The sequence below is a fragment of the Aerococcus sanguinicola genome, from assembly GCF_001543145.1.
GTDB classification, from domain to species: Bacteria; Bacillota; Bacilli; order Lactobacillales; family Aerococcaceae; genus Aerococcus; species Aerococcus sanguinicola.
Genome location: NZ_CP014160.1, coordinates 407,998 through 432,458 on the forward strand (window position 1 = coordinate 407,998; position 24,461 = coordinate 432,458).

The window sequence follows — 24,461 nt, forward strand, 5'->3', positions numbered from 1 at the left end:
ACAACTGTTTATTCATTTGGAAAGGATGACGACAAATGACCAAACCTATCATTGGCATTCCAATGAATCGGCTGACGAGTGACGACGAACATTACACCGGCCTGCCGATTTTTTATACACATGAAGGCTTTCCCAAGGGCCTGATCAAGGCTGGTGGGACGCCGATCTTCTTCCCGCTGACGCAAAAGGCGGAAACGGAATACTACCTGGACCTCGTCGATGCCGTCATCTTCACCGGAGGCCAGGACCTGTCGCCCCACCTCTACGGCGAAGAGCCGGGCTTCAAGCTCCAGAATATCTCCCACGAGCGGGATATCTTCGAGATGGCGGTCTTCCACTCGGCCTGGAAGCGCAAACTTCCGATTCTCGGCGTCTGTCGGGGCATGCAGCTGATGAACGTTAGCCTGGGCGGGTCCCTCTACCAAGACCTGAGCGAGAACCCCGACGTCCGCATCCAGCACGTGCAAAAGTCGGCCACCAACATCGCCACCCACAGCATCCGCGTCAAGGCCAACTCCTGGATCAGCCAGTCCTACTTCGACGGCGACCTGGTCAACTCCTACCACCACCAAGGTGTCAAAAAAGTCGCCGACGCCCTCCAAGCCACCGCCTGGAGCCCAGACGGCGTCGTCGAAGCTATCGAAGCCAAAGACGACGACCACTTCGCAGTCGGCGTCCAATTCCACCCCGAATGGCACCACGCCCACGGACCATCCGAAGACTTCTTTAAGGGCTTTATTGATACCATTAAAGAACTCAAGAAATAACACTGATCAGCCGAGTTGTGCATGCTCGAAAATAATTGATAGATCTATGATTATTGTGCGATTATTTCCAAGATATCAATAAAATGCGAACAGGCTGCATTCAAAATAAAATCTATTGATCAACAAGCTAGCAAGGCGGGCCTGCCTTGCTAGCTTTTTCCTTATGGGGAAAGGATTTGGATGGCAACTTGCGAATGGAGGCTGGGTTTGCAAATTGGATTAGGGCTACTTGCGAATAGGGCTGTTGTTTGCAAGTAGATCGGCGGTAACTTGCGAATGACCCTCCCCTTTGCAAGTAAGACAATTGCAACTCGCAAATGCCCCCTCTGTTTGCAAGTAGAGCACCAGCTACTTGCGAATGCCCCTCCCCTTCGCAAGTTCGCCGCCACTGCCGAAGACCAACCACCCTCCTTTCACCCAAAGCCATAAAAAAAGACAAGAGCCGGAGCCCTTGCCTATCTCGTCCGATCATATCATGCTAAGGTTTTCGCTTCTTATTCAATTAAGAAAGAATTATTTTTCTTCTTTCTTCTTACCGAATACTAAAGCAGTACCAGCAGAAGCTAAGGCTAAGCCTAATACAGCAGGAGCTGCAGAAGCTACGGCACCAGTCTTAGGTAAGGTAGATTTAGCTTTCTTAGCAGCTTCTTTCTTACCGTTAGCTTTAACAGCGTCAGCTTTCTTAGCCGCTACTTTCTTGTCGGCAGCTTTTTTAGCGTCTGCTTTGGCAGCTGGTTTAACAGCTTTCTTGTCAACAGCTTTTTTATCTTCTACTTTAGCGTCTTTCTTAGGATCTGCTTTCTTGTCTTCTTTCTTAGGTTCTGCTTTTTTGTCTTCTTTAGCAGCTTTTTCTACGAAGCTGAAAGTTGGAGTCCATTTACCTGAAGCAGTTTGAACAGCATCAACATGGTTGTTAACTTGTGCTAATGCAGTGCCTTCTAATTTAGAACGGTCTAACATTGCTTGACCAATTTCGATAGCTTTTTCTTTAGTTTCTGCTTCGTATTCGTATGGTGAATAGTTAGGATCTTCAGCTTTAACTTCTTCTTGTTGTTCTACAGCTGGTTTACCAGATACACTTGTAGGAACGCCATCAGCGTCTACAGATGTTTTGAATTGGTTTGAAGCATCAGGTGTTGCAGCAGGTTTGTCTGCTGGTTTGTCTGTAGGAGTGTCAGCTGGTTTGTCAGTGTTAGTATCTGCTGGGTTAACGTCTGCGTTGCCACCAAGAATGATGTTACCGTCTTTGTCAACTGGAGCAGTGTAAGCTGGAGCAGCTTCAGCAACTTGTAAGCTAGTTGCAAATAATGCCCCTGCGGCAGCGGTAGTAGCGACTGATGTTAATAAAACTTTTTTGAAGTTCATATTCATACATCCTCTCATAAGATAAAATTTTTATTCGGCGAACCCAGGACACGACCTTGGCTCTTGCCTAGTTCAAATCATACCCCATTGTCGATTACAAGAGAAAGAAAAATCTTCTAGGAAAATTCACAATCAGATGAAAGCTTGATTCTACCGCATTTCATAAATAATCAAATATTTCGATATATAAGAAGAATAAAAAAGGCAAGAGCCGAAGCCCTTGCCTATCTCGTTCGATCATATTTAGCTAAGTGTCATTCGATTTAAAAGGGAAAGACTTATTTGTCTTCTTTCTTCTTACCAAATGCGAAGGCAGTACCAACAGAAGCTAAGGCTAAGCCTAATACAGCAGGAGCTGCAGAAGCTACGGCACCAGTCTTAGGTAAAGTAGATTTAGCTTTCTTAGCAGCTTCTTTCTTAGCTACATCTTTGTTACCGTTAGCTTTAACAGCTTCAGATTTCTTAGCCGCTACTTTCTTATCAGCAGCAACTTGTTTGTCTGATTTGCCAGCTTTTTTGTTGTCTTTCTTGTCTTCAGCCTTAGGATCTTCTTTTCCAGCTTCTGATTTGTTGTCTTTCTTATCTTCAGCCTTAGGATCTTTCTTATCTTCGGCTTTTTCGTCTTTCTTGTCTGCAGGCTTCTTGTTATCTTCTTCAGCTGGAGTTTCTTCTTTTTCTACAAAGCTGAAGCTTGGCGTCCATTTACCTGAAGCAGTTTGAACAGCATCAACATGGTTGTTAACTTGTGCTAAAGCAGTTCCTTCTAATTTAGAACGTTTAAGCATAGCTTCACCAATTTCGATAGCAGCTTCTTTAGTTTCTGCTTCATATTCATATGGTGATTCTGGTAATTCATTCTTAGTATCTACATTAGGTGAAATAACATAGTGATATGTTTTTTCGCCATTTGTCATAGATTCAGAAATTTTAATTTCTGCACCTTCAACGTAAGTAGGGTCATTCTTAGCAGCTTCTTCTGCTTCTTGTGCAGTAGCATAGCCCTTTTCGTTTTGAGCGGTATCAACTTTTCCAGTTTCTGGTTTAGTTTCTGGAGTTGTAGTAGTGTTTTCTTCACTTCCAGGAGTTTCGAACATTACATCAGGAACTGGTGCATTGTTAGAAGGTTTAGTTTCTGCTTCTTGAGCAGATTTTTGTAAGTTTTCTTCAACTTGTTTTTGTGCAGCTTTACGAGCAGCAGCTTGTTCAGGAGTTTCTTCTGGTAATACTGGAACACCATCTGCATTAGTTTCTGGTGTAAATGCTGGAGCTGCTTGTGCAACGTCAGCGTTAGCTGCAAAGAATGCACCTGCAGCAGCAGTTGTAGCAACTGATGTTAATAGAACTTTTTTCAAGTTTTTCATAGATATTTCCTCCTTGACTTTAGTCAAAAATTTCTAGTAACGATTACTTAATGTAGAGTTTAAATTCAGTAATGAATTTGTTCCTCTCCCTACACACCCTTAGTATAACGTAAAATTCTAAATTAGTCACATAAAAATCATAAATAATTCATGAAACTTGTTATTTTTTTCTTTCCTGTTCCTAATTTTGAAGATTTACTATTACATTAAGAGCACCATAACATTGACTGAACCAATCTTATGTACATGACGAGTTTAATGCATATCGAATTAAAAAGCAAGCTAATCTTCACCTTTTCTTCACTTTCTGAAGCCTTTTCATCTTTTCATTCCTGAATAGATAAAATTTACTCCTGAACAGTCTGAAAAAATTAAGAGAGTAACACTGAAATAAATAATTAAAACCATTAATTGTTCATATTGGATTAACTTTGACTATAAACTTTTAGAATAATTCATAAGAGTCGCTTTATAAAGGAGCGCTATACTTCTATTTTTGATATCCTAATGCTCAAAAAGTGAGCAAATATTCACTATTTTTATACATTGGTTATATGATTCCTTGAAAATAATTTTGGTTTTAGCTATATTAAATTTAAGCGCGCTTTATAATGTCGTATAGCTTATGAATTATTGATGTCTCATTATCAGAAACTGATTGAATGGAGGACCTTTTAATATGAAATTTTCCATTAAAGCTTGCCGAATTAACTGCGGGCTTTCAGCAGAAACTGTTGCCGATTTTTGTGGAATCCATGTTCAGACTTTACGTCGCTATGAGCGGGACAGCAGTTCCATGCCTTGTCAGGTGCTCGAAAACTTGTGCTATCTCTACCAGATGGAGAAGGAACACATCTACTTGGGATCCGCCGACGAACTCGTCGTGACAATCAATTCAATTCGAGGCGAACGTGTGCTCTAGTATCTCCTATGCTCATTAATTCTCAAATAATGAGTCAAAATATTGCTTTTATACGCTATTTTCAATCCTTACATCAACACCTAGGAGGTTCAATTGATGATTAAGCATATCTGCCCTAGCCCCCAAACGTCTTATTTTCGGATTAAGAAAACCAGTAATTACTCGGTGATAGACAATGATTTTCTACATCGCTCCGATTTGTCCTGGAAAGCAAAAGGTATCTTGGCCTACTTGCTCTCCCTCCCTGATGATTGGGTGATCCGAATAGAAACAGTTAAGGCTCAGGCCACTGACGGAAAAACTTCTTTTCGTAGTGGTTGGACGGAGCTAGTCAAACAGGGTTATATCGAACGCAATCCCGTTCGTAACGGAGCTGGCCAGCGCATTAAATACTGGGAAACTGTTGTCTACGAACGCCCTCTCTACCGAATGGGACGTTAAACAAAAGCTTGATACTTGCAAGCCTATATCTAGGTTTCCAGTAACTAGGAAAGCTAGTTACTGGAAACCAGCGACTACTAAGTACTAAGTAACAAAATACTAATTAACAAAAGACTAATTATACAATTACGTATTGACAAAATTAATTAAATTAATCAAGGAGGCCCAAATGAACGAAGATCTTTTCTTGGTAGACAGCGAAAAATTTATCGAACGCTTGCTTTTTGCTCAAACCATCACGCAAATCGAAAATCTCGAAGAAGTTATTCTAGCGGACTATCCCACGACGAGTGACCTCGCACTCGGCCTAGTGGAATGCTTCTATGATCTTGAGACGGAGATCCATCTTCCTCTCATCGAGAAGCGAATTGGGGAAGCTTTCGTCCAGCTCTACACCCTATCTCGCCTGACTAAGATCAAGCTTGAGCTCTCCTACCGCTATGTGGAGGGACTTTCAGTCAATCGCGAGCTCGGACTCCTAGTTAAGGAGCTACGTAACGAAGGCCTGATCTACCACCCTCTTAACCACTTGCTCTACGCCTTGTGGTCCATGACAGAGACGGTATTTGACCTCAGCTTCCCAGAAACTATTTACGCCTACGCCAGAGGACTAGCCCCTGAATCCCCCGCTGAATTCCGACCGTCACTGGGCTAGACCACTAATTATCGACTAGCTTGCAGGTTATCGACAGGATAACCTGCTTTTTTTATGCTCACTTTTGATACAAATTTGCTAAAAAGGAGCTAATGCAAAAGCGACAGGGCTCCCTTATCATAAAGTTAGACCACATGACCTGACCAAGAAAGGAGCCCCTATGTCTGATTCAACTGCTATCCTTGACCAGTTTACGCCTCTTTTCCACCACGTACTCGCTCGCTTCTCCATTGCACCCTATCACGCAGACTACGAAGACTTGCTCCAGGAACTCCGACTCAAAGCCCTTAAGGTTGCTGAAGCTTTCGAGGGAGATATTCTCCAGTCGGACCGCTTCCGCTTTACAGCTTACCTCAAACGAGCCTTGTCCTGGTACTGCCTAGATCTCTTACGTCGTTTACCACAGGCTGCCAGTTCCCTAGAGGAGCTCCACTACCTCAAGGACGAGGCCCAGCGTGAATACTCTCTAGAAGTCCAAGTTTTTCTATCTCATGCCAAAAAGTTACTTACTACCAAAGAATACCAGACAGTCCTTCACTTACAAGCTGGCCACTCTCTCGCCAGCATCGCCGAAGCTGATGGCGTATCTCGCCAAGCCGTACATTCCAGACTCAAAAATATCCGCCAGAAACTTCTTCCCCTAGCTCACATTCTTCGACCTTGACATTCACTCAGCATTTTTCGTTCTTAAGGTGTCATGCATGACATCAGAAAAAAGGAGGAAACAAAAATGAAATCATTTGAAAGCGCCCGTCTGCAACTCATCGGCTTCGATACCGAGGAGGGTAAGGACAAGAAAATCCATATCAACAACTTAAAAGAAGCTGTGACAAGTGAAGAGGCAAATGCAGTTAAAGAAGCCTACAACAGCCTGTCAACCTACGACATTTTCGGTGTTGCAGAAATTGTCACTAACGTATTTGCTTAAGATTTAAAAGGAGGAATATAAGATGCCAGAAGTGACACAAAATCTTGAACTCAATTTCAAGAACTCACTCGGAAAGTCGACTCGAATCAGCATCGCTAATCCACGCTTGGACGTTACAGCAGAGCAAGCTCAAGCTGCTATTGAAACTATCGCTGGAGCAGAAGCCTTCGTAACACCAGAGGGCACCATTGTCTATGATGAAGCGGTCTCCGCTCGCTATGTCACTCGCCAAGTTGACGAAGTTTATGTAGCTGGAGAAGAACCTCTAGCCTAGGTCCACTCGCTCAGGCCTCGCTGGTATTCAGCGGGGCTTTTAATATCTGTTCCCCTATTTAATCCTGACAATCAGCCCACGACTTATAGTTTGTCCAGGAGCTCATGACTCTTCAATTTTATGCATTCTTATACCAGGAGGTACTAGCCTATGACAATTATTGAACTTGGAAGTTTGGCAGGAGCCATCTTAACCCTAGTAACTCTCATTCACCGCCTAGTTAAGTTGATTACTGCTATCCATGACCTCATTCAACGCATCGACAGTATTCAAGAAAGCTTAGACCAACAGCTCCGAGCCCGCCAAGAATTAGCCCAGGAAGTCGCTTGCCAGGGCTATCAGATTAAAATTCAGCAGGAAGCCATTCAGAAATTTAAAGCCGCTCTAAAAGAGATGGAGGTGGAGACATGTTCTTAAATAATGATGCCTACGACAAGGCTAAGTGGTTGGTCCTAATCTTCTTACCTGCTCTAGCAGTTCTCGTCAAAGGGATTGGCGAGGTCCTTTATTGGGATGCCGTTGACGTCTGGGTGACCCTTATCAACTTAGGAACTGCTTTTTTAGGAACGATATTACAAATTTCAAGTCATCATTATTATGGAGGAGGGAATGGCCATGGTCAGCAGCCAAGATATCCTTAATTGTGCTCGTAAGTATTTGGGTGTTCGCCAATGGTCCCCCACTCATAAAGATCTCATCGACCGCTACAACAGTATCTTGCCGCGTCCCGTTGGCTATACAATGACCTATGCCGATGACTGGTGCGACGCCTTCGTCACAGCAGTCGCTGATGAAGTCGGAGCTTCGCATCTTATCGGACGCGAATGTGGCGTCCAGCGTCACATCCATCGCTTCAACCAGCTAGGAATCTGGTTGGGACGAACTTATCCCAAATCGGCCGATATCATTAGCTTTGATTGGGATGGCGCCGGTTTTGCGGACCATATTGGCTTTGTCGAAAGTGTTTCAGCTGGTCAAATAACCACTATCGAAGGGAATTCTGCTAACATGGTAAGGCGAAATAGATATAGATGGAATGACTGGAGAATCAAAGGTTACGCCCGGCCTCACTATGGTTCAAATGCCAAACCTAGCGTCAAAGACTACGAATTAGCTAAAGAAGTCCTTGATGCCAAATGGGGCAACGGTAGCGACCGCATTCGTCGCCTCAAATCCGCTGGTCACAATCCGATAACTATCCAGCAGGCGGTTAATAACTTGGTCAAGTTACGTGACGCCAAAGAGGTCACCATCGCCCAGCACGCCACCCATTGGCAGACAGGTGAACGCATCCATCCTAAAGTTTTAGGTAAGACCTATAAGGTAGTTAATGAAAAGCCTGTCAAGCAGAGCCGCAGTCAGAAAGCTTACCTGCTTGCGACTCCAGGTGCGTACCTAGGTTGGCTTCTTGAGCAAGATGTTGCTTACCCTTAATCCTCACTCTGACTACTAGCGTATAAGAATAATAGAAAGCCGAGAGCCAGATTACATTCTCCTATCTCTGTCAAACAATAGATGGCAGGAGAAATAAGGAAGATGATCCGGCTCTTTTAATATTACTTAACTCTTATCTATTATCCCTCATTAACCAAGGTTTAATAGGATTTTTAATGGCTAATGAGACTTCATCTTTAGTAGTCTAACCATCTGATATAGTACAGTTCTGCTATAAATTGAGCAGATTAACCAAAAACATGAATTATTTGAAGTCACCTATTCTGTACCCTTAGAATTTCCAAGAAAAAACTCTATAGCAAGCCAAATGGCTCATTGATTCACTATAGAGACTTTTCTCATCAATCAATTTCGTTAATCATTGTCAGTCATTTTTTTAGTCTGATCCCCCTTCATCTTCGAATTCGATGACCTGCCATATATTCGGATTCTGGTCTGGAATATCATCGACCGAATAATCCGCTATTAATTGGTAAGGAATCTCCTTATAAACAACAATTTCTCCCTGGTGATATTCTTGCCCCTCTTTCCAGAGAGTTCCTTGATCAGCTTTAGGGGCATTGTCTTGAGGACTAGTATTTGGTTCTGATTGTTCAGGCTCTAATTTCTCCTCTTCTAATTTCTCCTCTTCTAATTTTTCCCAGATGTTGGGAAAGTCTGAAGGAAGTTCCCCCTGCGAACGATCAGCTGATAGGATATAGCGTTCATTGTTTAGGAGGACTTGATCGCCTTTATGATAAAGTTTATCTTCCTGCCATTCTTTCTCACCTTCTTCCTCCATCGAAAGACCAGCATATGGAGCGATGGACCAAGCTGTTCCTACAACTCGCCAAGGGTTATTCTCTAAATCTGGCTCAAAGTTACTATTTCCACTCACTGTACTTTCATACAACTTCCCTTTGTAAGAGACAATATCCCCTTCATTATAGAGAACATAGCGGAACCAAGGGTCAACGGTCCAAGTTTTGGGAAGGTGTTCCCAACGATTTGAATTTGGAGAGGGTGGCGTTTGAGTAATCGTATTAGGGTTGTGGGGAATACTCCCAGTGTAACGATAATATGCCTTATTAAATATAACGATATCGCCATTGTAATAATGGTGGAACCAGCGATATTCTGCCGTATTTTCACTATAGATCATCGGCTGAGCCCAGTTGGTATTCGGTTGCGTTGGATTAAAACGCTGGTCTGTTCGATCAATAGAATGAAGGGTTTCATAAACCAGTAAATTCTCATTATTATCTTCAACGATAACAATGGTCCCCTCTTCTATTCGATCTGGCCAAGTGTCAGGTGCATTGAGATCTAAGTAAATGACTTTGCGATTACTTAAATCTGAATAGATCCATTTGCCAATCACAACATTCCCTGTTTAGGATTGCGCTTGAGGATTCTCTAAATGACTTGACCAGTAAGCCCATATATTGGGAGTCAAAATAGTCATCAGGCCAAGAAGTAATAAGATTTTAATTTTTTTCATATCTTCTCTCCTCCCGACCGCTTATTCGACAAATTAACCAAACAATAACAGCAGATAGCGTCATTGTGCCGAGACCAACTTTTGACCTCAGAAACAGAACGACATGGCCTAATTTAGGGATCACATGGTTCGCTTGACCCAAAATTTGATTAGATTGAATTCCCCAGTAATCCCACAGTTTCTTGTCAGTGACGCTGAAAGGTTTTGTTTTAAAAATAATTTTTCCAGACTGACTCGTCTGTATATCTGCAATGGAATGCACCACATAAAAACGATCAGAAAGTTCAAAGGCAATGATATCGCCTGCCTGCAAGTCCTCTTGATCGACTGGCTCAACAATCACAATGTCACCAGGATAAAATTTAGGCTCCATCGAATCAGTTTTAACGATAAAAGGCTTAAAACCAAATGTATTAATAGCTAAATAGGGATCCAAGTGATTCACCGTAAAATAAAAACCTATAAAGAAGATGATAAGGAAAGCTAAAGCTTTCCTTATCATCTGAATGCATCGATATAACATAGCAAACCTATTCAACACTGAAGTTTAGGTTAACTAGGATATTTTTACCTACTATATCATCATACTGAGCTTTATCTCTAGGTTCAGTTAATGTAACCGTCACTCTAACCTCAACGGCTTCACCATCTGCTGTAATTTCTGCTGTGGATGGATCAATGGATAAGTTCACTAGCTCATTGTTTGCAGCTTGCGCCCCTTCAATTTCACCAGTTCCGGTAACACTCAGAGTACGATTGATCGCGTCATCTGCATCGATAATATTTTTATCACCAGATTCTTGCCATTTTACAGTATAGGTAACTTGGAAGCTTTCAACATTTTGTTCCGTACCTCCGACACTTACATTAGCTTTTCCTTGGGGAACTAATTTTTTCCCTTCATTTGCTAAAGTTTTGCTAACGTCTAATTGTGTCGCAATGGATTCCCCTTCACCAATCACAACTGTTTCTTGCTGTGACTGGTCATTGGGGCCACCTACATTACCGACCCAATAAGTATATACGCCACCAATGGTTACACCTAGTAAAAGAAATAATAGTAACCAAAGTAAAGATTTTTTCTTTTTATTTTCCTTTTCTTCCATTAATATTTTCCTCCTCATAAAAACTTTTATCTACTATTATATTTAGTATACCTAAGCATTTACATAAAAACAAGGAAATTTATGAATAAGTAGTTTCTATTATTGTAAAATTAATGGATATTTACAAAAAATAAAATCCGCCAATAACGCTGCCTTTTACAACGTTATTGACGGATTATTTTATTGGCTAGTTCTATAGCCTATTTTTATAGTTTTTATTATCTCCTTTCTTTTATTATAAACAATGCTCTATTTTCTCTTTCTTCTACCTAGTACTAAGCTACCAACACCTACAAATAGACTAATTGCAATTGCTCCAGCAGACATACCAGCCACTGCACCTGTTTGAGGTAAGCGGCTATTAGCAACTACACTTTGTTTTTCTTTTGCTTGCTTACGGTTAAATGAAGTTGTTTCTCCAGTAATCGTGTAGCCATCTCTAGTCTTAGAGTTTTCTAGGTTTGAATCTTGGGCTTTTGGATCTTCTGGCTTAGGTCCCTCTGGCTTAGGATCTTCTGGCTTAGGTTCCTCTGGCTTAGGATCTTCTGGCTTAGGATCTTCTGGTTTAGGATCTTCTGGCTTAGGATCTTCTGGCTTCGGATCTTCTGGCTTAGGATCTTCTGGTTTCGGATCTTCTGGCTTAGGTTCCTCTGGCTTAGGATCTTCTGGTTTAGGATCTTCTGGCTTAGGATCTTCTGGCTTCGGATCTTCTGGCTTAGGATCTTCTGGTTTCGGATCTTCTGGTTTCGGATCTTCTGGCTTAGGATCTTCTGGCTTAGGATCTTCTGGCTTAGGATCTTCTGGCTTAGGATCTTCTGGCTTAGGATCTTCTGGCTTAGGATCTTCTGGCTTAGGATCTTCTGGCTTAGGATCTTCTGATTTTGGATCCTCTGGTTTCGGATCCTCTGACTTAGGTTGGCAACATGGAATTTCAAGGATTTCTTTTGTATTATCCGTAAACACAATCGTTAATCGACCATCTTTACTATAGATCTTCTTAATTCCTCTGCCATCTTTACCGTCTCTGATAAAGTGACGGCTCGATTCCTTACCTTCTGGATCTTTAACAATCACCCATAGACCACTGTCACCATCTGCATCCTTACCAGGAACTGTTTCAAGACTTGGTGAGCGACCGTCTTGGCCATCCTTGCCGTCACGAACGAATTCGCGTGAAACTTCATTACCATCTCCATCGAAGATAATAATCCATTGGCCACTATCCCCATGTTCATTCTTACCAGGTTCTACTTTAGCAGAAGGGGTCTTACCATCTTGACCATCACGGATGAATTCACGAACGATTTCATTGCCATGACCGTCTTCGATAATCAACCATCTGCCCACATTGCCTTGGCTATCTTTGCCTTTTTCAGTACGGATTTGTGGGGTTTGACCATCTTGACCATCCTTGCCATCGCGACCATGGTAGATGGTATGTGTTTCAGTCGAGCCATCTGGATGCGTTATCTTAATACTTAAGCCGATTTCTTTACCATCAGAATCAAGGATCTTTTCAGTACTTAGAAGCGGTGATTTCCCATCTTTTCCGTCCTGTCCATCCTTGCCATCGCGCACAAATTGACGGTCTAATTCTTGGCCCGTGTCACGGTCACGGATAATCAACCACATACCTGACTGTCCGTTGAAGGTACCAGGTTCAGTTGATGCAGTTATAGACTTGCCGTCTTTACCGTCACGAATGATGTGTGTATGGCTTGTTCCATTGGCATGGTGGATGGTGATTTCTAGACCTTCTGCAGTTTCTCGTGATGAGATATCAGCTGATTTACCATCTTGACCATCAGCAATAAATTCACGGTCAATTTCTTGAAGGGTCTCTCTATCGCGGATAATCAACCAAGCACCTGATTGTCCTTTATGGTCGCCACGTTCCGTTGTCGCAATAATGGATTTCCCATCGCGACCATCTTTTCCATCCTTACCATCTTTCCCATGTTTAATCAGACGAGTTTCTTCTGACCCATCTGGATGGGTAATAGTAATCTTATAACCAATTTCTTGGCCATTCGGATCTACCAATGCTTCTGTCTTAATATCTGCAGACTTGCCATCCTTGCCATCTTTACCGTTGGCAACAAAGTCTCGATCGAGTTCTTTACCTGTTACACTATCTTGAACAATGATCCAAACACCATCTTGACCTTGGAAATGACCTGGTTCTGTAGAAACAGTCACTGACTTGCCGTCCTTACCGTCTTGGCCATCTTTCCCATCGGCTACAAATTCAGTAGAGACAATTTCATCAGAAGTGAATTGGCCGTCACCGTTCTTATCGAAGTAAGTGATAATCCAGCTGCCTGATTCTCCGGCTTCGTTTGGTCCATTCACGACGTGTACATAAGATGATTTACCATCTTTTCCGTCTTGACCATCTTGACCTGGAGTACCTTGGTCACCCTTTTCACCTTTTTCGCCATCTTTGACGAAGGTTTCTTTGATGATTTCGTTGCTTTCTGGGTCTCTCACAATGATCTTCACACCAGATTCAGAGTTTGGATCATTTGGATCTTTTTCAACACGTTCACTTTCAACGATTGGCGTCTTGCCATCTTTACCGTCGGTACCGTTTGTACCATCGAAGATGAATTCACGGCTGATTTCACGTTCACCTGGGTCAACTTGACCGTTATTGTTGGTGTCTTCGTGAACGATTACCCATGTACCTGGGCGATCTTTACCACTTTCATCGGCTTTGGTTCCCCGTTCGGTCTTAGCTAGGACGGATTTTCCGTCTCGGCCGTCTTGACCATCTTGGCCTGGGGTACCTTGTTCACCCTTCTCACCTTGTGGGCCTTGAGGACCTTGTTCGCCACGCTCACCTGGATCACCCTTTTCGCCGTCTTTGACGAAGATTTCTTTGATGATGTCATTGGTTTCTGGGTCTCTGACAATGATCTTCACACCAGATTCAGAGTTTGGATCATTTGGATCTTTTTCAACGCGTTCACTTTCAACGATTGGCGTCTTACCATCTTTACCGTCGGTACCGTTTGTACCATCGAAGATGAATTCACGGCTGATTTCACGTTCGCCTGGGTCAACTTGACCGTTATTGTTGGTGTCTTCGTGAACGATTACCCATGTGCCTGGACGGTCTTTACCTGTTTCATCGGCTTTGGTGCCGCGTTCGGTCTTAGCTAGAACAGATTTTCCGTCTCGGCCGTCTTGACCATCTTGGCCTGGGGTACCTTGTTCACCCTTCTCACCTTGTGGACCTTGCTCACCTGGATCACCTTTTTCGCCATCTTTGACGAAGGTTTCAGAGATTAACTCACCTTGACTTCCGTCTGGGTTCACCTTATAAACACGGATCCATGAACCGCTTGGACTATTAGGATCGGCTGGATTTTCTTTACCACGTTCAGTCTTAGCGGTTACAGAAGTTCCATTGGTGCCGTTGTTTCCATCCGTCCCGTCTTGCCCATCTGGGATAAAGATAACCTTCTCATCTTCAAACTGGTTAGTATTCGGATTGAAGATCTTAATCGTAACTCGAGAGCCTCTCACTTCCTTGCCAGTTTCTGGGTGTCGGTCGGTTACCCGTGTCGTTTCAACAATCGGTTTACTTGGTAGCAATGGTTCCTTAGGTTTAGCTGCTGGAATTTCCACCCGTCGTCCAGTGTTGTAGATAATGGTGACACTGCCGTCAGGATTGGTCTTAGTTTCAGTAATTGCTTCAAAATTATACCCAAAGATTTGACTTTGTGGCTCTTGAACAACTTCACGAGAAACTTCCCGCCAGTATTGACCCCGCATATATCTAAAGTTATTAGGATTGAAGCCAGGAACGTTTTCTGGATTCACATGTTCATAAAGAACTCGTACACGGCCATCTTGTCCTGGACGAATTTCACGAATCTGACCTGCCGGAAGAGAAGGATCATAGCGGAATTCTGTTGGATATGAAGAATCTTCAACCGTCATTTCATAAGCAGGGCCAGTCTCAACTTGTTGTTGTCTTCTTTGGTAAACATAAGTGATTTCTTGGGTCATACCTGCTTTAAAGTTTCCACTGGTTGTCCGTCCATCTGGCGAATAAGTCGGATTATTTCTTGGAGCTTCGGTTCGAACGAAGGTATAACCTGGACGATTTTCCGCACCTGTTGTGTATTGCTCGTTGACGGTCCCATATTGCGGAGTTTCTGTAATCGTATCGTCAACACTCACGACACGGCCGTTCTCATCAACGGTTTCATAGCGGTGACGTTCAACAAAGATCCCAGGTGTATTCTGACCTGAAGCGGCAGATGAACTATGAGTTGTTGAAATCGTTAAGGTTTTCCAATGCTCTCTAGAATTAGACTCATTATTTTTGTTTCTAAGCGTCAAATGCATTTCGCTGTTAATCCGTTGATTAGCTTGTTGGTTTTTCGGACTAGTCACCGTATAAACGATATACTTCTTACCAGTAGCTGGCCCATTACCTACATTAAAGCGTACACCTTCAGAATCTTGATAAGATCTTCCAGAAACTTCACGAACATAGCGCGGATTTACTTCCGGATTAAAGCTATCCGTAAAGGCACGATCGTCCAAGACCTCATAAACCTTCATGGATTCCAGATTACTAGTATTTGATTCAAAGAGAATCGTGTGTGGTCCATGGTTCATATTACGTCCGTCACGGTTGATATACCAAACTTCTTTGGCTGTATAGTGGTTGGGATCTGTTCGATTCGTCTCAACGTGCGTTCCATCAACCGCTCGATATTTATTATTGGTAGCGTCACCGTTGATATTATTAAAGTGGTAGGCAATATTTTCTGTGTATGGTGTTCCTGCAATCGTCACGGTGACAGGATAATTCTTGAAATTATCTGTAATCTTATCGTAGAAAGGCTGAGTCCCTTGGCGTAGAGCAGCTCTTATATTATTCTTACCATTCACCCAGTCTGTAAAGCGGTAAATCACTCGGTTCTGATCAGCGTCATAGTAAGCTTTAGCAACAACTGCATTACCAGGACCGATTAAATCTTTAGGAGTTGCTGGGATATTAAGGCCACCCGGTCTTAGATATTGACCATAATCAAGAATAAAGTAGTCCCCTGCTTGCACTTGCCCGGAGACTGCGATATCGACATCAAGACGAGCATAGCCACCTTCATTATCATGAACATAGTCTGTTTCACGATTACTACCATCAAGTTGCTTAAAGTCAGCATTAGTCACTTGAATTTGGTTTGCGACATTCTGTCCTCCACGAACAGACCAGCTGCTGGTAGGTAAAACCGCAAAAATTTGTCCTTTTTCACGTAAGCGATGGCTCTCTGCATAGGCTAAAGCTGCTTTTGTTAATTCCTCTCTCAAACTTAAGCCATTGCTTATATTTTGAGGATTAATCTCAGCGAGTAAACCTTCAACATCTTTCGGATCATAAACTTCCGCTAATTTAGAACGTAAGACCTGCTTGGGATTATCAGAAGCTGCAAGTTCTTTTGCGAAATCATCGAGCGCTGCTTGTTGATTGGTATCGCTCGTATTTTCATTCTTAACAGCGTTTTGATGGGCATTTCTCTGTTGATTTTCTTCTAGGATAGCCTTCTCCTTAGAATCAGCTACCGAAGATTTTTCACTAGAAGGTTCATTAATATCTTGTGTCTTATTTTTTTCTTTGTCTTCATTATGATTAGAATCAACAGTTAATTCTTCAGGTTGTTTATCCTGTGTATTTACTTCAACAGGTGTTTTTGTATCATTTTTCTCTTCTTTCGAATTATTGTCTAATGGACTTGTTTCATCACTAGACTCCATATTTGATTGTTCACTATTGTTTGGAATTAAATTAGAATTTAGTTCATTTTCTGGATTTTCTAGCCCGTTATTGTTTACAGTATCTTCTACTGCTGGCGCGTCTATTGGCACATCTGAAATTGCGCTTTCAGAAGCTTCGACTTTTTCTTGTTCTTGAATACTCGCTGCTTGGACGACAGCGACATTTCCAGCAAAAAGTAAGCCTGCTGCAACTGCCACAGAGGCTACACCAATATTTAATCGTTTAATCGAATAACGATAAAACTTGTTACTTTGTTTTTCCTCTCTAAGCTTAGTATTATTTTTTCCAACCATAAAGACTTCCTCCTAGTCAAAATTAGTTTATTTGATTTGAGATAAGTCCATGGTAAAAAAAAAAAAAAAAAAAAATAAATTCTTTCACGATCAGCTTTTTAAAACATTTTTTGTTCATTAAAAACACATAAGAGAACTAGAATTTAGCACGTAATATTAACGTTTTCATAGGCCCTACTCTTAATTGGATTAGTACATTATTGTTTTAAAAAATGACAATTCTAAATGATGAAAAATCATCATAAATTATCATTACATTTTTGATAGAGAAGTTTAGGCATGAATTTATTGCTTAATGACTAATTACTTATAGTCCCAATCTATTATTTATTTAAAACCCATAAATGATAACAAAAAACAAAAAACGTACACTTTAGCCCTTATAAATACTTACAAATACAATTATTTGTAAAAAAAGCGGTAAAGCAAAATTGCTTTACCGCCAAATCTACCGACGAAATGTTAGCATTTATCATATTTTTTACGTGAGTTTCTACGAAGAATCGGTAGACAAGTTGTGGCGCAAGGAGTGCCACAACTTAAATTAAACCATATATTTTTATTTTTGTAAAGGCTTTAATTATTATTCGAAATATTCCATTTATTAAGTCAGGTATTGAGCATTGTAACAAAGGAATGTTCCTAGGTTATTCGATTCCTTGAAATAGTCTAACTTTTTAATACTCGCATACTTAATGATACATTAATTATTTTTATCATTTTTGTCTTCCCCATGCGAAACACCTATAGCAGTCCCTATTGCTATACCAACGTCTATTCCAACCCCTATATTATCTGCCAAAAATAGAACCAAAAATTATACCTAATCTAATCCATAATCCTAAATCTCTTTTCATACTTATCCTCCTCCAATAGAATAAGAGTATAATGTTGAATACTAGCTATAACTATAAACTAGCTATCAATTACTACATGATTTGAACATTTTATTGTTGTACTCGCTCCTATTAGAATACTAACAGCAGCACTAAATCTTCCTATATTTTCTAAACCACATAATAAAGTCCACCATATACTTTTCTTTTTTACTCTTTTTTGAACACTGAATAATTTGAATTCTTCATCGCAATCTCCTTTCACAATTAACCAATAATTATAAACAATTATCTAGTATTAACAGATAATTGATATGTAGTACCCATCGGCATCACTGTAAACATTTTGATTATGCACGCCAAGAAAGAAAATGATTTGATTATGATTAAAATAATTTTAATCTATTTGAATTGTCAATTTAAATTTGAAAAAAAGCGGTAAAGCAAAATCGCTTTACCGCCAAATCTACCGACGCAATGTTAGGTTTTATTATACTTTTACGTGAGTTTCTTTGGAGAGTCGGTAGAAGAGTTGTGGAACAAAGCCACATTTAAATTAGACCATAAACTTTTATCTTTGTAAAGGCTTCAATTATTATTCGGAATATTCCGCTTATTAAGTTAGATATCGCTTAGCCTCTTAACAAGCTTATTTTCTTCTCTTTTACTCAATTAATCTCAGCTTAGGATATTCACTATTTACCTTAATCACCAATAGCATTCTCCAAACAAACTTGACAGAAATCTCCTCCCAGAATATACTGTACATATATATCATATACTATATACAAAGGAGCTATGACTTTGAACATCACCCTATCCAAATTTTCCAAAGACCCCTTGTACCAGCAGATTATAAGCGAGATTAAGCGCAATATCTTGTCTGGCCAGTTGAAGGAGGAAGAGCAGTTGCCTTCGATCAGACAGCTGGCCAAGGACTTAGAAGTGAGTGTGATCACGGTTAAGAAGGCTTATGAGAAGCTCGAGCAGGAGCATTTTTTGATGACGGTGCCCTACCAGGGGACTTATGTGGCCCACTTAGATACCGACCAGATTGAAGCGAAGATTTTGGCAGAGATCGATCAGGGTCTGGAGGAGATCGCGACCAAGGCCAAGAGTATCGACCTCACTGCCCAGGACCTGACCCAACGCCTGTTAGAAAGAATGGAGGAATAAGGAGTGACTTACGCCATTGAACTGAGCAATGTTTCTAAGAATCTAGGAGACTTCCGCATTGACCAGATGAATTTACAGATCCCTAAAGGTTATATCACCGGCTTTATTGGCCCCAACGGTGCGGGCAAGTCGACGACTATCCGGCTGATTATGGATTTAGTTAAAGCCGACGCTGGCGACATTAAAATTCTCGGCCTGGACCACCAGGAAGCTGGCAAGGCCGCCCGCGACCGGATTGGCTTTGTCTATCCCGAGAATGTGTTTTACGAGAATTTGACCGTGGCAGCTACTGGTCAGGTGGTGGGTGGTTTTTATGCCAAGTGGGATAAGGATACTTTCCGTCAGCTCTGCCAGGACTTTTGCCTCCCTCTCAAAAAGCAGGTGAAGGACTTATCCACGGGCATGAAGGTCAAGCTGTCGCTGGCGGTGGCCCTGAGTCATCATGCAGACTTAATCATCCTGGATGAACCAACTTCCGGTCTCGACCCCCTTGTTCGTTCGGAAGTTTTGGACCTTCTCTATGACCTCATCCAAGACCAAGACAAGACCGTCCTCTTCTCCAGCCACATCACTAGTGACTTGGAAAAAATTGCCGACTATGTGGTCTTGATCCAGGACGGCCGCCTGGTCAAGGGGGCTAGCGACCTGCTCGATGCCGACACCCGGCCGCTCCTGGCAGGGCTCAGGGAAAGTTCTACCGGCTTTGTTGGCCTGACCCAGGAAGCGGACACCTTCCGGGAACTCTATGGCGAGAAAGTTCTCATCGAACCCGCCTCCCTGGAAGAAATCATGGTCTATAGCTTGAAAGGAGCGCATTAAATGAAAGCCTTACTCTACAAAGACTGGCAAATCGGTCACAAGCTCTTGTTCCTATCCTTAGCGGTGAGCCTGCTGGTACTCTTTATTGTAGGAGATGGCCAGTTTCCGCTGTCACTCGGCCTTATGCTCGCCCTCTTCAATATCCGAAACATCGACGGGCTTGACGACAAGCGGCCCTACCAACAATTGATCCAGAGCCTGCCTGTCACTCGCAAGGAAGTGGTCGCCGGCAAGATCCTCTCCCACTTCATTCAAGTAGCCATCCTCATCATCCCGATCATTGGCTTGAACGCCTTGATCCCCGGCTATACGGCCAACAGCCTCTCTGAAGTCCTCTTGTTGGGCCTGCTTGCGGTTTTCCTACTTGTCGGCTACCAATTCACCTACACCCTCTTCGGGCCCGTCTTCATGAACTACGTCAGCATCGCCCTCTTCCTGGTCCTCATCACATTCGGCTGGTCCATCTTCAACAGCGCCTTCGTCCAAGGCCTCATCCGCCAGCTCCTGACCATGGACCAGACCCTCCTCATCCTCTCCGCCAGCCTGTTCTGCCTCATCCTCGCCTCCGCCCTCTTCATCCTAACCGTGAAAATCTATGAGCGAAAAGACCTCTAGTGACTGTGTGGTAATCCCCATTGACCTGAAAAGCGACTAGATGGTCGCTTGTGGGGCTGGCAGGTGTGCTGGGATTCGGCAATGTCGCTCAGGATAATGCCGGTACGCAGTCTGATTCGGCATTGTCTCCTGCGCTAATGCTGATACGCGATCTGATTCGGCAATACCTTCTAGATTAATGCCGTTTCAACAAGCCAGGCCTACTATTTTGAATCAGTTCCTACTATATTAATACCAAATTTATAACAAGCCAGGCTGCCTCCCCTCTCAAGCGGACAAGAGAAGCAGCCTGGCTTTTCGATTTGTGCTGAACTTGCTAGTTTTTCCTATGATGAAGCTCTTTCTCCGCGAGAAAGAGCCTTTCCTTTTGAGAAGAGGCAGTTTATAGCCGACTTACTGCCTCTTCTCTTAAGAATTGGCAGTTTCTTGCCGACTTACTGCCTCTTCTCTTAAGAACTGGCAGCTTCTTGCTGACTTACTGCCTCTTCTCTTAAAAACTGGCAGTTTCTTGCCGACTTACTGCCTCTTCCCTTGAGAACTGGCAGTTTCTTTCCGACTTACTGCCTCTTCCTTTGAGAACTGGCAGCTTCTTTGCCAGTTACCGACATAAGAAGCCAGCTTATGTCACTTTCCAGCTGACTTAACGACATATCCTTTTCCTTATGTCGCTATGTCACCATGATACCGACAGATCCCTATCCCTTGTGTCGCTAAGTCACCAAGATACCGACATATCGCACGCCTCATGTCAATAACTCGCCCCTCACAGACCAGCTCCTCCACAAAAATTCCACTTCCTTACATATTATACCCGCCCACACAAAAAGCCCCCGCACATTCTCGTGCGAGGGCTTCTTCTTATTCAGCTTTGGCGGTCAAGAGAGAGCTTAGTCTTTCTTTTTGCCTTTGCCGAGTGCCAGTAAGCTACCAGCGCCGACTAATGCGAGGGCGAGGCCGCTCGTTAGGCCGACTAGGGCTCCGGTTTGTGGGAGTTTGGTCTTCGTTTTGGCTGCTTTGGCATGGCCTTGGCCTGCTTGGCTAGCTTTTGGAAGAGCGCTTGGTGCTTTTTGGTCCACTTTGACAGTGCCTTGAGCTGCTTTTTGAGGAGCGGCTGGTTTGGCAACTGGAGTGGCTGGTTGAGCTGGTTTGACAGTGTTGCTTGGTGCGACAACTTTATCAGAACCATTGTCATCGCGTCCAGCGGCGTGGCCTTTGACTGGAACCACGACTTCCTTCTTACCGCCTGGTAATTCTGGGTCGGTGATGGTCACAGTGATTGGGCCGTCAACGTCGGTACCTGGTGTCACTTCAACTTCACCGGTTGTTGGGTTGATGACAACAGGAATGTCCTTGCCGTCTTCATCCTTAGCGGTGACTTTAGTGTCCTTATCAGGGTTATTCACCTTGATGCCAGTACCTTGTTGGTCGTTAGTTGGGTTGACTTCCTTGACTTGTGAATCATCCACCGTGGTTGGCTTCTTGTAGTCAGGAGCTGCGCCGCCTTTAGCTTTCACGATCACCCATACTTGGGCAGCTTCAGTGGTGCCGTCTGGTAGGGTGACAGTCACATCGATGATGGTGTCGCCCACTTTATCCGTAGATGGGAGGCTTTGACCTTCATTGATGGTTACCTTGTAAGAGCCTTCAGGAACGCCGACTACGACGATGGCCTTGGTGATGTCGTCTGCGGTCAAGCTTTCGCCGACATGCTTAACAACTGGGTGGGATTCGATTGGGTAAGCGACAGCTGGGTCACCCTTGCGCGTTGTTTCGCCCGTTGCCTTTTGAACGGTTGCGGTTTCAACGGCAGGTTTCTTACCTTCTTCAGTTTGTTCAACCGTCACCTTGTCCCCAGCGAAAAGTTTGTTGGCAGGAACTTTGACAGACCAGTTACCGATACCGTCAACTGTGGTTTCGCCAATGACATTGCCGTCCTTGTCTTTCACCACAATCTTAGCATCTGGCACGCCGTTACCTTCCACGATTTCGTCGCCTTCATGGATGGCTTCGATGGTAGGCTTAGCCGATTGGTCAGACCCGTTGTCATCGCGACCTGCTTCGTGGCCCTTAACAGGAACGGTCACTTCTTGCTTGCCGCCTGGGAGGTCTGGGTCCGTTACGGTAACGGTGATAGGACCGTCAACATCCTTACCTGGAGTGACTTCAACTTCGCCGGTTTCAGGGTTGATGACTACAGAAACGTCTTTGCCGTCTTCATCCTTGGCAGTCACCTTGGTTTCCTTACCCGCGTTGTTAACCTTGATGCCAGTGCCTTGTTTTTCGTCAGTTGGGTTAACTTCCTTAACGGCTGAGTCATCAACATTGGTCTTTTCACGAACTAAGTCAGTACCTGGGATGGTGTCTTTAGAGCCATCTGGGTAAGTGATGGTAGCTGTGCCGTCCTTGCCGATTTCAACCTTGGTTGGGTTTTGGCCTTCCTTAGCTGCTGGGAATTTATCCTTGTTGGCGTCTTCGATAGCCTTCTTAACTTGAGCTTTTTCGTCGTCAGTTAAGTTGTTCTTGTCAGCGACTGGAGTCTTTTCAGCTGGGACAGTTGGGTCAGTAAGATCTGCTTGAGTCTTGTCTGAACCGTTGTCATCGCGGCCTGCTTCATGACCTTCGACTGGAACAGTCACTTCTTTCTTACCGCCTGGGAGGTCTGGATCGTTAACAGTTACCACGATTGGGCCGTCAACATTGGTACCTGGAGTGACTTCCACTTCGCCGGTTTCAGGGTTGATAACGACAGGAACATCCTTGCCATCTTCATCCTTAGCAGAGACAGTAGTGTCTTTGTCCTTGTTGTTGACTTTAATGCCGGTGCCTTGTTTATCGCCGGTTGGCTTAACAGGTTTAACCGCTGAGTCATCAACATTGGTCTTTTCACGAACTAAGTCAGTACCTGGGATGGTGTCTTTCGAACCGTCTGGGTAGGTGATCGTAGCAGTACCGTCCTTGCCAATTTCAACCTTAGTTGCTGATTGACCTTCCTTAGGCGCTGGGAATTTATCCTTGTTAGCGTCTTCGATAGCCTTCTTAACAGTGTTCTTTTCGTCATCTGTTAAGTTATTCTTATCAGCAACTGGAGTTTTCTCAGCTGGGACAGTTGGGTCAGTAAGATCTGCTTGGGTCTTACCTGAGTTGTTATCGTCGTTACCTTTTTCGTGACCTTCGACTGGAACTTCGAATGTTTGTTTACCTTCTGGTAAGTCTTTGTCTTCAACAGTCACGGTGATTGGCCCATCAACCTTAGTACCAGGTGTTACGGAAACCTTGCCTGTTTCTGGGTCAACAGTTACAGGAACATCTTGGCCGTCTTCATCCTTAGCAGTCACCTTAGTTGGGGTCTTGTCGTCTTTGTTCTTCACAACAAGTCCGGTGTCTTGAGGATCGTTAGTTGGCTTAACAGTCTTAGGCGTACCTTCAACCGTTGTCTTAGGTCTTTCAACAACTAAGTCTGTGCCTGGGATGGTGTCCTTAGAACCGTCTGGGTAGATAATTGTAGCTGTACCGTCTGGGCCAACTTCAACAGTTGTTGGGTTTTGACCTTCTGCAGGAGCAGGGAATTTATCCTTGTTGGCATCTTCGACAGCTTTCTTAACCTTAGCTTTTTCTTCAGGAGTTAAGTTGGTCTTGTCTTCGACTTCAGTCTTAGCTGGCTTAGTTGGGTCAGTTAAGTCTGCTTGGGTCTTACCTGAGTTGTTGTCATCGCGACCTTTTTCGTGGCCTTCGACTGGGACTTCGAATGTTTGTTTACCGTTTGGTAAGTCTTTGTCTTCAACAGTTACAGTGATTGGGCCGTCTACCTTAGTACCAGGTGTTACGGAAACTTTACCTGTTTCTGGGTCAACAGTTACAGGAACATCGTTGCCATCTTCGTCCTTGGCAGTCACCTTAGTTGGGGTCTTGTCATCTTGGTTCTTAACAACAAGTCCGGTGTCTTGAGGATCCTTGGTTGGCTTAACTGGCTTAGGCGTACCTTCAACCGTGGTCTTAGGCCGTTCAACGACTAGGTCCGTACCTGGGATGGTGTCTTTAGAACCATCTGGGTAGGTAATAGTTGCGTTACCCTTGTCATCAACTGTTACAGCTGTTGGTTTTTGACCTTCCTTGGCTGCTGGGAACTTGTCCTTGTTGGCATCCTCAATAGCTTTCTTAACCTTGTCTTTTT

The 24,461-nt window shown here is 43.3% G+C and carries 20 protein-coding genes and 1 pseudogene; 13 read left to right on the forward strand and 8 right to left on the reverse strand.

Annotated features, from left to right (window positions below; genetic code table 11):
- The first annotated feature begins 35 nt into the window (after positions 1–35).
- On the forward strand, positions 36–767 hold the full coding sequence (locus AWM72_RS01960; protein WP_067972372.1) for a gamma-glutamyl-gamma-aminobutyrate hydrolase family protein: 732 nt from the start codon (positions 36–38) through the stop codon (positions 765–767).
- A gap of 513 nt (positions 768–1,280) precedes the next feature.
- Here the strand turns inward: AWM72_RS01960 and AWM72_RS09455 are convergent.
- Entirely contained in the window at positions 1,281–2,138 is an 858-nt protein-coding gene (locus AWM72_RS09455) for an LPXTG cell wall anchor domain-containing protein (RefSeq protein WP_180754583.1), read from the reverse strand.
- 272 nt (positions 2,139–2,410) lie between these two features.
- Positions 2,411–3,493, reverse strand: coding sequence for an LPXTG cell wall anchor domain-containing protein (locus AWM72_RS01970; protein WP_067972378.1), 1,083 nt, complete (start codon positions 3,491–3,493; stop codon positions 2,411–2,413).
- 679 nt (positions 3,494–4,172) lie between these two features.
- On the opposite strand from AWM72_RS01970, the gene AWM72_RS01975 reads away from it, so the two are divergent.
- The 9 genes from AWM72_RS01975 (at position 4,173) to AWM72_RS02015 (ending at position 8,147) form a co-directional block, all read left to right on the forward strand.
- Positions 4,173–4,415: a helix-turn-helix domain-containing protein gene (locus AWM72_RS01975; RefSeq protein ID WP_067972380.1), complete on the forward strand. Its 243-nt coding sequence runs from the start codon at positions 4,173–4,175 to the stop codon at positions 4,413–4,415.
- A 93-nt stretch (positions 4,416–4,508) separates the two neighbouring features.
- Complete coding sequence (locus AWM72_RS01980) at positions 4,509–4,856, forward strand: hypothetical protein (RefSeq protein WP_158444714.1); 348 nt, start codon at positions 4,509–4,511, stop codon at positions 4,854–4,856.
- 169 nt (positions 4,857–5,025) lie between these two features.
- Entirely contained in the window at positions 5,026–5,511 is a 486-nt protein-coding gene (locus AWM72_RS01985; protein WP_067972387.1) for a hypothetical protein, read from the forward strand.
- A 160-nt stretch (positions 5,512–5,671) separates the two neighbouring features.
- Positions 5,672–6,175, forward strand: coding sequence for a sigma-70 family RNA polymerase sigma factor (locus tag AWM72_RS01990; protein ID WP_067972389.1), 504 nt, complete (start codon positions 5,672–5,674; stop codon positions 6,173–6,175).
- A 66-nt stretch (positions 6,176–6,241) separates the two neighbouring features.
- A complete protein-coding gene (locus AWM72_RS01995) occupies positions 6,242–6,439 on the forward strand; it encodes a DUF1659 domain-containing protein (RefSeq protein ID WP_067972392.1) in 198 nt (65 codons plus the stop codon).
- A gap of 22 nt (positions 6,440–6,461) precedes the next feature.
- Positions 6,462–6,713, forward strand: coding sequence for a DUF2922 domain-containing protein (locus AWM72_RS02000; RefSeq protein ID WP_067972395.1), 252 nt, complete (start codon positions 6,462–6,464; stop codon positions 6,711–6,713).
- Positions 6,714–6,863: 150 nt separating this feature from the next.
- Complete coding sequence (locus AWM72_RS02005) at positions 6,864–7,130, forward strand: hypothetical protein (RefSeq protein ID WP_067972398.1); 267 nt, start codon at positions 6,864–6,866, stop codon at positions 7,128–7,130.
- Positions 7,121–7,354 (forward strand): phage holin, encoded by a 234-nt coding sequence (locus tag AWM72_RS02010; RefSeq protein ID WP_067972401.1) that lies wholly within the window; start codon positions 7,121–7,123, stop codon positions 7,352–7,354. The genes AWM72_RS02005 and AWM72_RS02010 overlap by 10 nt, the downstream gene beginning before the upstream one ends.
- A complete protein-coding gene (locus AWM72_RS02015) occupies positions 7,323–8,147 on the forward strand; it encodes a CHAP domain-containing protein (RefSeq protein ID WP_158444721.1) in 825 nt (274 codons plus the stop codon). The genes AWM72_RS02010 and AWM72_RS02015 overlap by 32 nt, the downstream gene beginning before the upstream one ends.
- 397 nt (positions 8,148–8,544) lie before the next feature.
- Here the strand turns inward: AWM72_RS02015 and AWM72_RS02020 are convergent, their stop codons facing one another.
- The 4 genes from AWM72_RS02020 to AWM72_RS02035 all read right to left on the reverse strand — a co-directional run bounded on the left by AWM72_RS02020 (position 8,545) and on the right by AWM72_RS02035 (position 16,844).
- Entirely contained in the window at positions 8,545–9,528 is a 984-nt protein-coding gene (locus tag AWM72_RS02020; RefSeq protein WP_067972407.1) for a hypothetical protein, read from the reverse strand.
- A 106-nt stretch (positions 9,529–9,634) separates the two neighbouring features.
- Positions 9,635–10,150, reverse strand: coding sequence for a signal peptidase I (locus tag AWM72_RS02025; protein WP_158444724.1), 516 nt, complete (start codon positions 10,148–10,150; stop codon positions 9,635–9,637).
- A gap of 28 nt (positions 10,151–10,178) precedes the next feature.
- The gene (locus AWM72_RS02030; RefSeq protein WP_067972413.1) at positions 10,179–10,754 is read right to left on the reverse strand and encodes a hypothetical protein; all 576 of its coding nucleotides are present in this window, start codon (positions 10,752–10,754) and stop codon (positions 10,179–10,181) included.
- A gap of 249 nt (positions 10,755–11,003) precedes the next feature.
- The gene (locus AWM72_RS02035; RefSeq protein WP_067972416.1) at positions 11,004–16,844 is read right to left on the reverse strand and encodes an Ig-like domain-containing protein; all 5,841 of its coding nucleotides are present in this window, start codon (positions 16,842–16,844) and stop codon (positions 11,004–11,006) included.
- A gap of 1,634 nt (positions 16,845–18,478) precedes the next feature.
- Between AWM72_RS02035 and AWM72_RS02040 the strand changes: the two genes are divergently transcribed.
- From AWM72_RS02040 to AWM72_RS02050, 3 genes are read left to right on the forward strand one after another with little or no spacing between them, the layout of a single operon-like run.
- Positions 18,479–18,856: a GntR family transcriptional regulator gene (locus tag AWM72_RS02040; RefSeq protein WP_067972421.1), complete on the forward strand. Its 378-nt coding sequence runs from the start codon at positions 18,479–18,481 to the stop codon at positions 18,854–18,856.
- 3 nt (positions 18,857–18,859) lie between these two features.
- Entirely contained in the window at positions 18,860–19,675 is an 816-nt protein-coding gene (locus tag AWM72_RS02045) for an ABC transporter ATP-binding protein (protein WP_067972423.1), read from the forward strand.
- Complete coding sequence (locus AWM72_RS02050) at positions 19,676–20,290, forward strand: ABC-2 transporter permease (RefSeq protein WP_067972427.1); 615 nt, start codon at positions 19,676–19,678, stop codon at positions 20,288–20,290. It abuts the gene before it with no gap.
- Between the two features lie 887 nt (positions 20,291–21,177).
- Here AWM72_RS02050 and AWM72_RS02055 read toward each other — a convergent pair.
- Together AWM72_RS02055 and AWM72_RS09695 are read right to left on the reverse strand one after the other, a co-directional pair.
- A complete protein-coding gene (locus AWM72_RS02055) occupies positions 21,178–24,183 on the reverse strand; it encodes a MiiA motif-containing surface protein (RefSeq protein ID WP_067972430.1) in 3,006 nt (1,001 codons plus the stop codon).
- A gap of 126 nt (positions 24,184–24,309) precedes the next feature.
- Positions 24,310–24,459 (reverse strand): annotated as a pseudogene (locus AWM72_RS09695) (MiiA motif-containing surface protein); the annotation flags it as partial.
- Positions 24,460–24,461: the final 2 nt, after the last annotated feature.

Bases quoted from the DNA above. Each gene is read 5' to 3' on its own strand.
- AWM72_RS01960 (WP_067972372.1), top strand. From the start codon at position 36: ATGACCAAACCTATCATTGGCATTCCAATGAATCGGCTGACGAGTGAC.
- AWM72_RS09455 (WP_180754583.1), bottom strand. From the start codon at position 2,138: ATGAATATGAACTTCAAAAAAGTTTTATTAACATCAGTCGCTACTACC.
- AWM72_RS01970 (WP_067972378.1), bottom strand. From the start codon at position 3,493: ATGAAAAACTTGAAAAAAGTTCTATTAACATCAGTTGCTACAACTGCT.
- AWM72_RS01975 (WP_067972380.1), top strand. From the start codon at position 4,173: ATGAAATTTTCCATTAAAGCTTGCCGAATTAACTGCGGGCTTTCAGCA.
- AWM72_RS01985 (WP_067972387.1), top strand. From the start codon at position 5,026: ATGAACGAAGATCTTTTCTTGGTAGACAGCGAAAAATTTATCGAACGC.
- AWM72_RS01990 (WP_067972389.1), top strand. From the start codon at position 5,672: ATGTCTGATTCAACTGCTATCCTTGACCAGTTTACGCCTCTTTTCCAC.
- AWM72_RS01995 (WP_067972392.1), top strand. From the start codon at position 6,242: ATGAAATCATTTGAAAGCGCCCGTCTGCAACTCATCGGCTTCGATACC.
- AWM72_RS02000 (WP_067972395.1), top strand. From the start codon at position 6,462: ATGCCAGAAGTGACACAAAATCTTGAACTCAATTTCAAGAACTCACTC.
- AWM72_RS02005 (WP_067972398.1), top strand. From the start codon at position 6,864: ATGACAATTATTGAACTTGGAAGTTTGGCAGGAGCCATCTTAACCCTA.
- AWM72_RS02010 (WP_067972401.1), top strand. From the start codon at position 7,121: ATGTTCTTAAATAATGATGCCTACGACAAGGCTAAGTGGTTGGTCCTA.
- AWM72_RS02015 (WP_158444721.1), top strand. From the start codon at position 7,323: ATGGCCATGGTCAGCAGCCAAGATATCCTTAATTGTGCTCGTAAGTAT.
- AWM72_RS02025 (WP_158444724.1), bottom strand. From the start codon at position 10,150: ATGATAAGGAAAGCTTTAGCTTTCCTTATCATCTTCTTTATAGGTTTT.
- AWM72_RS02030 (WP_067972413.1), bottom strand. From the start codon at position 10,754: ATGGAAGAAAAGGAAAATAAAAAGAAAAAATCTTTACTTTGGTTACTA.
- AWM72_RS02035 (WP_067972416.1), bottom strand. From the start codon at position 16,844: ATGGTTGGAAAAAATAATACTAAGCTTAGAGAGGAAAAACAAAGTAAC.
- AWM72_RS02040 (WP_067972421.1), top strand. From the start codon at position 18,479: ATGACTTTGAACATCACCCTATCCAAATTTTCCAAAGACCCCTTGTAC.
- AWM72_RS02050 (WP_067972427.1), top strand. From the start codon at position 19,676: ATGAAAGCCTTACTCTACAAAGACTGGCAAATCGGTCACAAGCTCTTG.